The organism is Methyloversatilis sp. NSM2 (assembly GCF_038066675.1).
Taxonomy (GTDB): domain Bacteria; phylum Pseudomonadota; class Gammaproteobacteria; order Burkholderiales; family Rhodocyclaceae; genus Methyloversatilis; species Methyloversatilis discipulorum_A.
In genome coordinates, this window is record NZ_JBBUKV010000017.1 from 205709 (window position 1) to 218963 (window position 13255).

A 13255-nucleotide genomic window follows, 5' to 3' on the forward strand; every position below is an offset into this window, starting at 1 on the left:
GTGCTGCGCGTGTTCATCGCCGACGACGAAGCTCCGGCCCGCCTGCGCCTGCGCGCGCTGCTGTCCGACATCGAGGCTGAAATGCCGAACCGGGTGGTCGGCGAGGCCGCGAACGGGCAGGAGGCGCTCGATCGTCTGGCCGCGCTGCCGGCCGAGGACAGGGCCGATGTCGCGCTGGTCGACATCCGCATGCCAGGCATGGACGGTGTCGAACTGGCGGCGCGACTTGCCGAACTTCCGCAGCCGCCGGTCCTGGTTTTCTGCACCGCCTACGACCAGTACGCTGTGCGTGCCTTTGAACTGCAGGCGGTCGACTACCTGATGAAGCCGGTGCGCGCGCACAGGCTGCTCGATGCGCTGCGCCGGGTACCCGAGCGGCGGTTACAGCCAGCGGAGACCGGGCGCACCCAGCTGTCGTGCAGCGAACGCGGCCGCATCCTGCTGCTGCCGGTGGCCGACATCCTCTATCTGCGCGCCGAGCTGAAATACGTGACCGCGCGCACCGCCGCGCGCGAATACCTGCTTGAGGAAGCGCTGGCCGCCCTGGAGCAGGAATTCGCCCGGCGCTTCGTGCGCATACACCGCAACTGCCTGGTGGCGCGCGACGCCGTGGTCGGCTTCGAACATGTGCGTGACGGCGCCGAAGGACACTGGGCGGTCGTGCTGAGGGGGCTGGACGAACGCCTGCCGGTCAGCCGGCGGCAGTGGGCGCAGGTCAGGGCGGAATTCGCCGACATCCGGGGGACGGAGCGCGGCTGAGGTCGGCCTTGCATGGCCGACCGGTTTAGCAGGCGCGAAGCAGTGCTTCGCGAACCCCCTGCTTCACCCACGGTTCGCCTTGCAGGGCAAACCGGTTCGATGGGCGGCGAGCAGTGCTCGCCGGAACAGATGCTACGGAAGTCGGCCCTGCATGGCCGACCCATTCGGTGAGCGCCGAGCAGTGCTCGGCGAAACCCTCACCTCATCACCCACTGTTTCTCAGCGCGGCCGCCACGCCGTTGATGGTCAGGTGGATCGACCGGCGGGTGCGTTCGTGGCGGTTGCCGGCGCGGAAGCGGCGCAGCAGTTCGACCTGCAGGTGATTCAACGGCTCGATGTAGGGGAAGCGATTGCGGATCGAGCGCGCGAGCAGCGGGTTGGTCGACAGCAGTTCCGGCGCACCGGTGATCTGGCGCACCGCGTCCAGCGTGGCCTGCCATTCGGTGCGGATGCGCGTGAAGATGGCGGTGCGCAGCGCCTCGTCCTCGACCAGTTCGGCGTAGCGGCTGGCGATCGCGATGTCGGTCTTCGACAGCACCATGTCCATGTTGGAAATGAGCGTGGCGAAGAAGGGCCACTCGTGCACCATGGCCTGCAGCCGCGCCATGCCGTCGGCGTGCTGGGCGCGATATTCGTTCACCGCCGAACCGAAACCGAACCAGCCGGGCAGCATGAGCCTGCACTGCGACCACGAGAACACCCACGGGATGGCGCGCAGGTCCTCGATCTTCTGTCCCTTTTTGCGCGAGGCCGGGCGGGAGCCAATGTTCAGTTCGGCGATTTCGGTGATGACGGTCGATTCCCAGAAGTACTTCTCGAAACCCGGGGTTTCATACACCAGGTTGCGATAGGCCTTGAACGCATAGCCCGACAGCTCTTCCATCGCGTCGGTGAATTCCGGCGGTGCGGCGGCTTCGCGCTTGCCCAGCAGCGTCGCCTCGAAGGTGGCCGCGGCCAGCACTTCAAGGTTGCGCCGGCCGACGTCCGGATTGGAATACTTGGAGGCGATCACCTCGCCCTGTTCGGTGATGCGTATCTGCCCCTGCACCGCGCCGCCCGGCTGCGCCAGGATGGCCTGGAAGCTCGGGCCACCGCCGCGGCCGACCGAACCGCCGCGGCCGTGGAACAGGCGTAGCCGCACGCCGTGGCGCTTGAACACCTGCACCAGCTTGGTTTCCGCCTTGTACAGCTCCCAGCCGGAGGTGAGGAAGCCGCCGTCCTTGTTCGAGTCGGAATAGCCCAGCATCACTTCCTGCGTGGTCGAGCGGGCATCGAGCAGCACGCGCCAGATCGGTATCGTGAACAGCCGGTCCATGATGCGCGGCGCGTTGCGCAGGTCGCCGATGGTTTCGAACAGCGGGATGATGTTCATCGCCGCCTGCCGCTCATGCACATTGAGCAGGCCGACTTCCTTCAGGATGAGCGCGACTTCCAGCATGTCGGACACGCCGTCGGTCTTCGAAATGATGTAGTTCGGCAGCGCCGCTTCGCCGTACAGCTTGTGCATTTCGGCAGCCGTACGCGCGATCGCCAGCTCTCCCTCGGTTTCGGCCGAGAACTGCATGAAGGGCGCGGTCAGCGGGCGCGGCGTGCCCAGTTCGTTGATCAGCACCTCGATGCGCTGTTCCTCGCGCAGTTCGAGATAGTTGTTGCAGACGTGGGCGTTGGCCAGCAGTTCGGCGATCACCCGCTCGTGCACGTCCGAGTTCTGGCGCAGGTCGAGTGCCGCCAGGTGGAATCCGAACACGCGCGCCGCGTGGCGCAGGCGGCGCAGGCGGCCACGCGCGATCAGTGCCGACTTGTGGCTGACCAGCGAATCGTGGATCACGTCGAGGTCGCGTACGAATTCCGCGGCGTCGGTATAGGGATCCGCGTCGCCGACCGCCTTCCACAGCGCCTCGTGCTGGTCCAGCGTGCGCGCGGTGACCGCCAGGCGGGCGTAGATGCCGGCCAGCGCGCGACGGTACAGCTCGTCCTCGCGGTGCGGCGATTTGTCCGGCGCAGTGGCGGCCAGCACGCGCAACTCGTCGCTGACGTTGTTCAGCAGCGTGGTCGGCGACAGGTCGGTGTCCAGGATGTGCACCTGGGTCAGGTAGTAATCGAGCGCCTTCGACGATTGCACGCGCAGCGTGGCGCGCAGGACGTCGGCGGTGACGAAGGGGTTGCCGTCGCGGTCGCCGCCTATCCACGATCCCATGCGCAGGAAGCTGCCGATCTCGCGCTTGTGCTCGGGGAAGGCCGCCTCGAGCTGGTCCTCGACCGCGTTGTAGACGCGCGGCAGTTCGCGCAGGAAGGTGTAGTCGTAGAACGACAGGCCGTTGATCACCTCATCGGCCACCGACAGCCGGGTGCGCCGCAGCATGCGCGTCTGCCACAGCGAGGTAATGGTCCGGCGCACCGCCTCGTCGCGCTCGTCCAGTTCCTCCGGCGTCAGCCGCATGCGGTCGCGTTCGTCGATCAGGCGGGCGATCTTCATTTCCTGGCTGAGGATGCTCTTGCGCTGCACTTCGGTCGGGTGCGCGGTCAGCACCGGCACCACCAGTCCGTCGCGGAAGAAGGCGAGGATTTCCTCGGCCGGGATCTGGGCGTCGAGCGCTTTGGCGAGCGCGTTGGCCAGCGTGCCCGGGCGCGGCGGGTCGCCGGCTATGGCATGGGCGCGGGCGCGGCGGATATGGTGCTGGTCTTCGGCGATGTTGGCCAGGTGCAGGAAATAGCTGAAGGCGCGTACGACGATGATGGTGTCGTCGTCCGACAGGCCATTCAGCAGCTTGGCCAGTTCGGCACGTGCGTCGAGATCGTCGTCGCGGCGGAAGCGCACGCACAGCTGGCGCACGTTCTCGATCAGTTCGAACATGCGGCTGCCTTCCTGCTCGCGCACCACGTCGCCGAGCATGCGGCCGAGCAGGCGGATGTCGTCGAACAGCGGCTGGTCCTTGTCGTGCGTGGCGCGATCATGCACCGCAACCGGCGTCTGGGCCTGTTGATTCACTGGCAATCCTTCCTCGAAGAGGGTCCTGAATGAGTGTCTGATTCATGCGCGCCGCCGGCCTGCTCTGGCTGAGGCGATGCGATGTTCCATCCGGGGCTGCTAGAATTCGGGCCGATTCGCGCGCTGCCTGTAGGCACTCGCACACGCTGGCGCGCGGTGTGTTCACCTAACTGATCACCACACGCCTATTTTCCATATGGATCATCCGGCCGGCCCGGCGGACCTCATTGCGGCGGATCGCGCGCAGTCGGTACCGCAGCAGGAAACCCAAGCTTACCCGAAGCCCGGGCGCATCGTGATCGCATCGCGCGAGTCGCGGCTCGCCATGTGGCAGGCGGAACACGTGCGTGACAGACTGTCATCGCTGTATCCCGGTACGACCGTGGACATCCTCGGCATGACCACGCGCGGCGACCAGATTCTCGACCGCCCGCTGGCCAAGGTCGGCGGCAAGGGTCTGTTCGTCAAGGAGCTGGAAACCGCCCTGCTCGAAGGCCGCGCCGACCTCGCCGTGCATTCGATGAAGGACGTGCCGATGACGCTGGCCGACGAGTTCGCGCTTGTCGCCACGCTGGAGCGCGAAGTGCCGCAGGACGCCTTCGTGTCGTCGCGCTACGCCAGTCTCGACGAACTGCCGCCGGGCGCCGTCGTCGGCACCTCCAGCCTGCGGCGCGAGTCGCAGTTGCGCGCGAACTTCCCCTATCTGGCGGTCAGCAGCCTGCGCGGCAATCTGGACACCCGTCTGCGCAAGCTCGACGAGGGCCAGTACGACGCGATCATCCTCGCCGCGGCCGGCCTCAAGCGACTCGGGCTGGGCGATCGCATCCGCTCGCTGCTGCCGGTCGAACTGTCGCTGCCGGCAGCCGGTCAGGGCGCGCTCGGCATCGAGGCGCTGTCGTCGCGGCCGGAAGTGGCGGCCTGGCTGGCGCCGCTGGTGTGCGGTACCAGCGACGCCTGCGTCCGCGCCGAACGTTCGGTGTCGCGCGCGCTGGCCGGTTCCTGCGAAGTGCCGCTGGCGGCCTACTGCGTGCTCGACGGTGGTGCGCTGTGGCTGCGCGCGCGCGTCGCGATGCCCGATGGTTCGCGCATCGCGATGGCCGAGGCGCGCGGCAACATCGCGCAGCCGGATGAGCTGGCGGCGATCTGTGTCGAGGCCCTGCTGGCGGACGGCGCGCAGTCCATCCTCGACGATCTGGCCGGACGATGAATCCGCGCGGCGCGCTGAGCGGACGCGGCGTGCTGGTCAGCCGCCCGCGCGCGCAGGCGGTTGCGCTCAGCGACGCGATCCGCGCCGCCGGCGGTACCCCCTTCGAGTTTCCGCTGATCGATATCGAGCCGCTGGCTGATACGAGAGCGGTGACAGCGGCCGCGGCGATGCTGGATGATGCGGCACTTGCAGTGTTCGTCAGCGCCAACGCGGTCAGCCATGCACTCGACCTGATTCTGTCGCGGCGTGCCTGGCCGGCAGAACTGCCGGCAGCCACGGTGGGCGAGCAGTCGGCGCAGGCGCTGCGCGCGCGCGGCATCGCCCGCGTGCTCGTGCCGCAGCAGGGCCGCTTCGATTCCGAGGCGCTGCTGGCGCTGCCCGAACTGTCGGCGACCGCGCTGGCCGGGCGCCGGGTGCTCATCTTCCGCGGCGACGGTGGCCGCGAACTGCTCGGCGACACGCTGCGCGCGCGCGGTGCGACGGTCGAACACGTCACCTGCTACCGGCGAGTGCCGCCGCGCGATGGCGCGCCGCTGTGCGAAGCGGTACGACGCGACGCCCTGCACGCGCTGACTATCACCTCGTCGGAGTCGCTGCGTAACCTGCTGGCGCTGCCCGGCCTGGACTGCGCGGACGCGCTGCGCGCGCTGCCGCTGTTCGCGCCGCACGCGCGCATTGCCGAGCAGGCACGCGAACAGGGCTTTTCCCGCGTGATCGAAACCGATCCCGCCGATGCCGGCCTGATGGCCGGTCTGACCGATTACTTTTCGTCGCCGTCGCGCGACCTTCACTGACGACATGAGCGAGCAGACACCACCGAATACCCCTGTCACCCCCGTCGGCGCAGCCGCCTCCCAGCCGGCGTCGTCGAAGCGCGAGGGCGTCGTTCCGCTGTGGGCGCTGGGCCTGTCGCTGCTGTTGCTGGTGGCACTCGGCGTGGCGAGCTTCCTGATGCTGCAGCGCATGCGTGCACTGGAGTCCGAACTGCACAGGCGGGTCGAGGTGGTCGGCGAACAGGCGGCGCAGGCTACCCGCGCGACCGAACAGGAGGCCGCTGGCATCGCTGGCTACGGCACGCGACTGAGCAGCCAGGAAGTGCAGCTGGCCGAACTGCGGGCACGCATAGAAGCCTATGAGTATCTGGCCGACGACCTGGTGCGCAGTTACGACGAGCGCGTGCTGGCCGAAGTCGAGCATGCGCTGGTGCTGGGCCAGCAGCAGCTGCAGCTGGCCGGCGACGCCAAGCTCGCCCTCAGTGCGCTGTCCGGCGCCGAAGCGCGGCTGGCGCGCGTCGATACCGGCCGCTACCTGCCGCTGCGCCGTGCCATGGCGAACGACATGGAGCGGCTGCGCCGGGCGCCGATGGCCGACCTGTCCGGCCAGGCGCTGCGCATCGACACCCTGCTGTCTGTCGTCGATGGGCTGCCGCTCGCCTTCGAACGCTCGCCGGCCCGGGGTGCGTCGACGGCAGCGGCCGGCGACGACAAGGGGGCGGAGCCGACGCAGGCGCAGCGGCTGGCACGGGCGGTGTGGGAGGAAGTCCGTCAGCTGGTGCGCATCGAACGCCTGGACCGCCCCGATCCCGCGTTGCTGTCGCCGGAACACAGCTTCTTCCTGCGCGAGAACCTGAAACTTCGACTGATCAACGCGCGCGTTGCGCTGCTGCAGCGCAACGGTGCCGTCTGGCGTGAGGACATCCGGCTGGCGCGCGAGTGGATCGAGCGCTATTACGACACCCGCGCCCGCCAGACCGAGAACGCGCTGGTCACGCTGCGCCAGCTGGCAGCGGTCGATCCGGGCGAGGCACTGCCCGGGCTGAATGAATCGATGAGTGCGCTGGCCCAGCTGAAGGCGCAGCGTCAGCGCCCGACCGTCACGCGCGAGGAGAAGCGCTGATGGTGCGCCTGCTGCTGTGGCTGCTCGGCCTGTGTGCGCTGGCTGTCGGTCTGGTCATCGCCGCCCGTCACAATGACGGCTTCGTGCTGATCCAGTGGTCGCCCTGGCGCGTCGAACTGTCGCTGAACCTGTTCATCGTCACGCTGCTGCTCGGTGTCGCGCTGCTGTACAGCCTGTTCCACTTCATCGATGGCCTGATGCGTATGCCGGCGCGCGCCGCGCGCTATCGTGCCCGCCAGCGTCGCCATCGTGCGGTGACCGCGCTGCGCGATGCGGCCCGGCTCTACTTCGAAGGCCGCTACGGCCATGCGCAGCGCAGCGCGCGGGTAGCGGTCGAGGGCGGCGAGTCGCCCGGCCTGGCCGCGCTCATCGGTGCCCGCGCGGCGCACGCGATGCGCGAACAGGTACAAGCCGACGAGTGGCTGCGCCAGGCCGAGCGCTTCGACGATCTGCGCACTGCGCGCCTGATGACCGAAGCCGACATCCTGACCGACCGCCGCGAATACGGTGACGCGCTGGAGCGCATCGACGTGCTGCAGTCGGGCGGCCAGCGCCATGTCGCTGCGCTGCGTCTGGCGATGCGCGCCCGCCGCGGCCTCGGCGACTGGGGCGGCCTGCTGCGTGTGGTGCGTCTGCTGCAGAAGCACCGTGCGCTGACGCCGGAACAGGCGGCGCCGGTCCGGCGCCAGGCGCACATGGGGGCGCTGCACGACATCGATCCGTCGGAACTGGACGCCTACTGGAAGAGCCTGCCGTCGGTCGAGCGTGAGGACGCGCAGGTGGTGCGCGCGATGTGCGAGGCGCTGGTCGCCGCCGGCCAGTTCGCGCAGGCGCGCAAGCTGATCGAGGCGCAGATCGAGCGCGGCTGGGAATCGTCGCTGATGACGCTGTACGCGCACTCCGACGGCGCCGACGCGCTGGCGCGCATCGCCCGGGCCGAGGCCTGGCTGCGCGACCATCCGGACGATGCCGAACTGCTGCTCGCGCTCGGCCGCCTGTGCCGCACGCAGCAGCTGTGGGGCAAGGCGCAGAGCTATCTCGAAGCGGCACTGGCGGTGCAGCCGTCGCGCATCGTCCATGTCGAACTGGCGCTGCTGGCCGAGCACCTGGAGCGACCCGACGATGCACGGGCACATTTCCGCGCTGCGGCTCTGATGAAGTGAACCGCGTCGCTGTGCCTATGTCATGATCCGCGCGTGATCATCGGCGCGGGCGAGACATGAACAATCCCTTCGAAAGTGACGTCGCGGCGCAGCCGCCTGCCGACCCCTTCGGGCCTTCCGGCGCGCCGCACGCGGAGGCGCTCATCTTCTCCGGCCGCGGTGCCGAATACTTCGGCATCTGGATCGTCAACCTGCTGCTCAGCATCGTCACGCTGGGCATCTACTCCGCCTGGGCCAAGGTCCGGCGGCTGCAGTACTTCCATCGTCATACCACGCTGGGCGGTGCGGCCTTCGACTACCACGGGGATCCGCGCGCCATCCTGAAGGGACGGGTGATCGGTGTCATCCTGCTGGTCGCCTACAACCTGTCATTCGAGTTCTCGCCCGTCCTCGGCATTGCGGTCGCCATCGTGCTGGCCGCCGTAATGCCGATGCTGCTGATGCGCTCGCTGAAGTTCCGCGCCCGCAACACCAGCTGGCGCGGCCTGCGCTTCGCCTTCGATGGCGACGAGAGGGGGGCTTACTCGGTCTTCCTGATGTGGCCGCTGCTGTCCGTACTCACGCTCTACCTGCTGGCGCCGATGTGGCACCAGCGCATGAAGCGCTATCAGCTCGACAACACACGCTTCGGCACCACGCGTTTTCGTCTGGATGTGCCGGTGTCCGCCTTCTACAGGATGTACGGCGTCCTGTTCCTGCTCCTTCTGGCGGGGCTGCTCGTGATGGGGGCAATGATGGTGGGTCTCTTCGCGCTGAGTGGCGGTGGGCCGGAAAGTCTGTCCATGCTGCCGATACTTCTGTTTCTCGGCTGGCTGGCCGTGCTCATGCTGGTTCAGCCCTATCTGCTTGCACGCCTGCAGAACCTGGTGTGGAACAACACGCGACTCGGCCCGCATCGCTTCGAGTCGCGTGCCCGTGCCCGCACGCTGTACGCGATCACGCTGACCAACCTGATTGCCATCGTCTGCACCTTCGGCCTGTTCATGCCTTTCGCCGCGATCAGGCTCGCGCGCTACCGGATCGAGAGCGTCACGATGATCAGCGCCGGTCCGCTCGACGACTTCGTCGCCGGTCAGTCGCAGGACGTGGCGGCGACCGGCGAGGAGGCAGCCGATCTGTTCGACGTCGACATCGCGCTCTGACATGCCGTCAGTTGCGGCTCTGTATTTCGACGGTGTCAGCGCGCGGGCGCACGCGGCGACCATCGAGCTCGACGGCGACGCACTGCACGTGCAGGCCGACGGTGTCGCGCGCCGCGAGCCGCTGGCTACGCTGCGTCTGTCCGAGCCGATGGGGGCGGCGCCGCGGCTGATCACCTTCGCCGACGGTGCGCACGTCGAGGTGCGCGATCATGCCGCGCTGGCGCAGATCCTCGACGCCAGCGGTCACCGCGACCGTGCGACGGTACGCTGGGCCTTCGATGCGCGCGTCGTGCTCGGTGCCGTCGCAGCGCTGATCCTCATCGTCTGGCTGGGCGCACGCTACGGCTTGCCGTGGGCGGCCGGCATGGCGGCGCCGCACGTGCCGCAGGCGGTGGTGGCGGCCATGTCGCAGCAGGCGCTCGAACTGCTGGACGACCGCCTGCTCGCACCGAGCAAGCTCGACGAGGCACGCCAGCAGCAGTTGCGCTCGGCGCTCGCCGCGCGCAGCACGCTGCCGCACACGCTGCTGTTCCGCTCGGGCGGATCGGTCGGTGCCAACGCATTTGCGCTGCCCGACGGCTCGCTCATCGTCACCGACCAACTGGTCGCGCTGGCCGACGATGACGAACAGGTGCTGGCGGTACTGATGCACGAACTCGGACACGTCGAACTCAGGCATGGCATGCGCATGGTGCTGCAGGGGTCGGCCGTCGCGCTGTTCATGACCTGGTACGCCGGTGACGTGAGCAGCCTGCTCGCGATGGCGCCCACCGTGCTGCTGCAGTCGGGCTATTCGCGCGGCATGGAACAGGAAGCCGACGCCTACGCGGCGTGCGCGCTGCGCGGTCAGGGGCGCTCGCCGGCGCTGCTGGCCGACATGCTCGAACGCCTCGCCCGCGCGCACGGCGCGCGCGAGGATGGCACGGCTGCGGGCTGGCTTTCAAGCCATCCGGATAGCGCACAACGTATCGAAAAGCTCCGCCGTGGAGACTTCGCCGCCGATTGACCTTGGTCAACGTGGGGTTTTCGCCTCTTGAGGATACTGCCGTCACCGAATGCGGTTTAAATCCTCTGGAGCACGTAAAAATGAAGGCGATCAAGTGGGTGGGTGTGGCAGCACTGGCTGCCGTGGCAGGCGTGGCGAACGCGGCTGATGAAGGCAACTGGATGGTGCGCGCACGTGCGCTGTACATGAACCCGGACAATGACAATTCGGGCGGTCTGGGCCTGCCGATCGATGTCGAAGCCGAGAACAAGGTGTTCCCGGAAATCGACATCACCTACTTCTTCACCAAGAACATCGCCGCCGAACTGATCCTGACCTATCCGCAGAAGCATGACGTGGAACTGGGCGGTGTGGGCATCGGTTCAGTCAAGCACCTGCCGCCGACGCTGACGCTGCAGTACCACTTCAATCCCGAAGGCACGATCCGTCCGTACGCCGGTCTTGGCCTGAACTACACGCGCTTCTCCAGCGTCGATCTGGATGCCGGCACCGTTCTCGGCGGCAGCGTGCCGCTGCGCATCGACCGCAGCAGCTTCGGCTGGGCGGCACAGGTCGGTGCCGACGTGCAGATCGCGCCGAAGTGGTTCCTGAACTTCGACGTCAAGTACGTTGCTATCGACACTGACATCTTCATCAAGGGCGCCGGCGGCGCCAAGGTAACCAAGCTGGGCATCGACCCGATGCTTTATTCGGTCGGTATCGGTTATCGCTTCTGAGTTTGAGCGGGTTCGCCGGTCCAGGGCCACAAGCCTGAAGGCCGGCGGGCAAGCCAAAAGGTTCTTCCTGCAGTCCCGGTTCGGGCACCCTTGAGGTGCCCGTTTTTTTGATTCTCAGGCTGAGCTCGCGCAGCACTGGCGAGCGGCCGGTTTCGCAGGCGCGAAGCAATGCTTCGCGAACGCCTGCTATATCCAGTCCCGCGGCGGGAGGAAGTCGGTGTAGAGCTTCGCCTCCGGCGAGCCGTCGGCGGGGTGCCAGTCGTAGCGCCACTTCACGACCGGCGGCATCGACATCAGGATGGACTCGGTGCGCCCGCCCGACTGCAGGCCAAACAGCGTGCCGCGGTCGAACACCAGGTTGAATTCGACGTAGCGACCGCGCCGGTAGGCCTGGAAGTCGCGTTCCCGCTCACCGTAGGGCGTGTCGCGACGACGCTCGACGATGGGCAGGTAGGCGTCGAGGAAGGCGTTGCCGACGGCCTGCGTCAGCCCATAGGCGTGGTCGAAACTCACTTCGCCGTCCGCGCCGAGGTCGTCGAAGAACACGCCGCCGATGCCGCGCGCTTCCTTGCGGTGCTTCAGGTAGAAATAATCGTCGCACCACTTCTTGTAGCGCGCCCAGGTGTCGGCGCCGAAGGGCGCCAGCGCGTCGCGGCAGCTACGGTGGAAGTGGGCTGCATCCTCTTCGACGCCGTAATAGGGCGTCAGATCCATGCCGCCGCCGAACCACCACACCGCGTCGCCGCTCTTCGGCTGCGCGGTGAAGAAGCGCACGTTCAGGTGCACGGTCGGCACGTAGGGGTTGCGCGGATGCAGCACCAGTGACACGCCCATCGCCTCGAACGACGCCCCGGCGAGATCTGGGCGGTTGGCCGAGGCCGACGGCGGCAAGGTGTCGCCGCGCACGTGCGAGAAGTTGCAGCCGCCGCGCTCGAACAGCTTGCCTTCCTCGATCAGCCGCGTGCGGCCGTCGCCCTGCAGCCGTTCTTCCGGGCCGCGCACCCAGCCGTCGGTCAGGAAGGGCGAGCCGTCCGCCGTTTCGAGACCGCCGATGATGCGGTCCTGCAGATCGAGCAGCCAGGCGCGGACCGTTTCCGCCCGCGTGCTCATCGCCGCACCGCCCGGTGGCCGATGTCGCGGCGGAACTGGGCGCCGTCGAACTGGATCTGGTCGCACAGCGCGTAGGCGGCGCGCTGCGCCTGCTTGACGGTGTCGCCGAGCGCGGTCACGCAGAGCACGCGGCCACCGTTGGTCACCACCTTGCCGTCACGCTCGGTGGTGCCGGCGTGGAACACGTGGCCCTCCGCCGTCGCGGCCGGCAGGCCGTTGATCACGTCGCCCTTGCGCGGCGCGTCCGGGTAGCCGGCGGCTGCCATGACGATGCCGAGTGCGACGCGGCGGTCCCAGTCGGTACTGGCTTCGGACAGCTTGTAGTCGAGCGCGGCTTCCATCAGGTCGACCAGATCGGTCTTCAGCCGCATCATGATGGGCTGGGTTTCCGGGTCACCCATGCGACAGTTGAATTCCAGCACCTTGATGTCGCCCTCAGGCGAAATCATCAGGCCGGCGTACAGGAAGCCGGTGAAGGGGAGGCCGTCGAGCGCCATGCCGGTCAGCACCGGCTGGATCACTTCGCGCATCACGCGGGCGTGGATTTCCGGCGTCACCACCGGCGCCGGCGAATAGGCGCCCATGCCGCCGGTGTTGGGGCCGGCGTCGCCATCCAGCAGGCGCTTGTGGTCCTGGCTGGTGGCCAGCGGCAGCGCGCTCTGGCCGTCGCACATGACGATGAAGCTGGCTTCCTCGCCCTGCAGGAATTCCTCGATCACCACGCGTGACTTGCCGCCGTCGTCGCCCGGCAGCATGTTGCCGATCGCGGCGTGCGCTTCGGTCAGCGTCATCGCTACGACGACGCCCTTGCCGGCCGCCAGGCCGTCGGCCTTGATCACGATGGGCGCGCCCATCTCGTCGACATAGGCACGCGCAGCGGCGGCGTCGGTGAAGGTCTGGTAGTGGGCGGTCGGGATGTTGTTCTTCACCATGAACTGCTTGGCGAAGTCCTTGGAGCTTTCGAGCTGGGCGGCCTTGCGGGTCGGCCCGAAGATCTTCAGGCCGCGCACGCGGAAGCAGTCGACGACGCCGGCAGCCAGCGGCGCTTCCGGGCCGACCACGGTGAAGGCGATGTTCTCGTTCTCGACGAAGCTGATCAGTTCGGCGAAATCGGTGATCGGCAGGTTCTCGATATTCGGTTCCAGTGCGGTGCCGGCATTGCCTGGCGCGACATAGACCTTCTGCACGCGCGGACTCTGCGCGAGCTTCCAGGCGATGGCGTGCTCGCGTCCGCCTGAACCGATGACCAGCAGTTTCATGATGCGTC

Annotated in this window: 11 protein-coding genes; 8 read left to right on the forward strand and 3 right to left on the reverse strand. The window is 67.8% G+C overall.

The window, feature by feature from the left end; all coding sequences use genetic code 11:
• Positions 1-759, forward strand: a complete 759-nt coding sequence (locus tag WJU27_RS19875) for a LytR/AlgR family response regulator transcription factor (RefSeq protein WP_341423194.1) — start codon at positions 1-3, stop codon at positions 757-759.
• Between the two features lie 205 nt (positions 760-964).
• Here the strand turns inward: WJU27_RS19875 and ppc are convergent, their stop codons facing one another.
• The gene (gene ppc / locus WJU27_RS19880) at positions 965-3748 is read right to left on the reverse strand and encodes a phosphoenolpyruvate carboxylase (protein WP_341423195.1); all 2784 of its coding nucleotides are present in this window, start codon (positions 3746-3748) and stop codon (positions 965-967) included.
• A 196-nt stretch (positions 3749-3944) separates the two neighbouring features.
• On the opposite strand from ppc, the gene hemC reads away from it, so the two are divergent.
• The 7 genes from hemC to WJU27_RS19915 all read left to right on the forward strand — a co-directional run bounded on the left by hemC (position 3945) and on the right by WJU27_RS19915 (position 10878).
• A complete protein-coding gene (gene hemC / locus WJU27_RS19885; protein ID WP_341423196.1) occupies positions 3945-4955 on the forward strand; it encodes a hydroxymethylbilane synthase in 1011 nt (336 codons plus the stop codon).
• On the forward strand, positions 4952-5749 hold the full coding sequence (locus WJU27_RS19890) for a uroporphyrinogen-III synthase (RefSeq protein ID WP_341423197.1): 798 nt from the start codon (positions 4952-4954) through the stop codon (positions 5747-5749). Before hemC ends, WJU27_RS19890 begins: the two co-directional genes overlap by 4 nt.
• Before the next feature lie 4 nt (positions 5750-5753).
• A complete protein-coding gene (locus tag WJU27_RS19895; protein WP_296813300.1) occupies positions 5754-6851 on the forward strand; it encodes a uroporphyrinogen-III C-methyltransferase in 1098 nt (365 codons plus the stop codon).
• Positions 6851-8014, forward strand: a complete 1164-nt coding sequence (locus tag WJU27_RS19900; RefSeq protein WP_020165788.1) for a heme biosynthesis HemY N-terminal domain-containing protein — start codon at positions 6851-6853, stop codon at positions 8012-8014. Before WJU27_RS19895 ends, WJU27_RS19900 begins: the two co-directional genes overlap by 1 nt.
• A gap of 56 nt (positions 8015-8070) precedes the next feature.
• Positions 8071-9156 carry a YjgN family protein gene (locus WJU27_RS19905; RefSeq protein WP_341423198.1) on the forward strand — a complete coding sequence of 362 codons (1086 nt, stop codon included), beginning with the start codon at positions 8071-8073 and terminating at the stop codon, positions 9154-9156.
• A 1-nt stretch (position 9157) separates the two neighbouring features.
• Positions 9158-10162, forward strand: a complete 1005-nt coding sequence (locus WJU27_RS19910) for a M48 family metallopeptidase (protein ID WP_341423199.1) — start codon at positions 9158-9160, stop codon at positions 10160-10162.
• An 80-nt stretch (positions 10163-10242) separates the two neighbouring features.
• On the forward strand, positions 10243-10878 hold the full coding sequence (locus WJU27_RS19915; RefSeq protein WP_020165786.1) for an OmpW/AlkL family protein: 636 nt from the start codon (positions 10243-10245) through the stop codon (positions 10876-10878).
• A 186-nt stretch (positions 10879-11064) separates the two neighbouring features.
• On the opposite strand, the gene hemF is transcribed toward WJU27_RS19915, so the two are convergent.
• Positions 11065-11988 (reverse strand): oxygen-dependent coproporphyrinogen oxidase, encoded by a 924-nt coding sequence (gene hemF / locus WJU27_RS19920; RefSeq protein WP_341423200.1) that lies wholly within the window; start codon positions 11986-11988, stop codon positions 11065-11067.
• Positions 11985-13247, reverse strand: coding sequence for a phosphoribosylamine--glycine ligase (purD, locus tag WJU27_RS19925; RefSeq protein ID WP_341423201.1), 1263 nt, complete (start codon positions 13245-13247; stop codon positions 11985-11987). The genes hemF and purD overlap by 4 nt, the downstream gene beginning before the upstream one ends.
• Positions 13248-13255 lie beyond the last annotated feature (8 nt).

What these genes read in the sequence shown, in the direction of transcription:
- WJU27_RS19905 (WP_341423198.1), top strand. Translation starts at nt 8,071, where the DNA reads ATGAACAATCCCTTCGAAAGTGACGTCGCGGCGCAGCCGCCTGCCGAC.
- hemC (WP_341423196.1), top strand. Translation starts at nt 3,945, where the DNA reads ATGGATCATCCGGCCGGCCCGGCGGACCTCATTGCGGCGGATCGCGCG.
- WJU27_RS19915 (WP_020165786.1), top strand. Translation starts at nt 10,243, where the DNA reads ATGAAGGCGATCAAGTGGGTGGGTGTGGCAGCACTGGCTGCCGTGGCA.
- purD (WP_341423201.1), bottom strand. Translation starts at nt 13,247, where the DNA reads ATGAAACTGCTGGTCATCGGTTCAGGCGGACGCGAGCACGCCATCGCC.
- hemF (WP_341423200.1), bottom strand. Translation starts at nt 11,988, where the DNA reads ATGAGCACGCGGGCGGAAACGGTCCGCGCCTGGCTGCTCGATCTGCAG.
- WJU27_RS19910 (WP_341423199.1), top strand. Translation starts at nt 9,158, where the DNA reads ATGCCGTCAGTTGCGGCTCTGTATTTCGACGGTGTCAGCGCGCGGGCG.
- WJU27_RS19895 (WP_296813300.1), top strand. Translation starts at nt 5,754, where the DNA reads ATGAGCGAGCAGACACCACCGAATACCCCTGTCACCCCCGTCGGCGCA.
- WJU27_RS19900 (WP_020165788.1), top strand. Translation starts at nt 6,851, where the DNA reads ATGGTGCGCCTGCTGCTGTGGCTGCTCGGCCTGTGTGCGCTGGCTGTC.
- WJU27_RS19890 (WP_341423197.1), top strand. Translation starts at nt 4,952, where the DNA reads ATGAATCCGCGCGGCGCGCTGAGCGGACGCGGCGTGCTGGTCAGCCGC.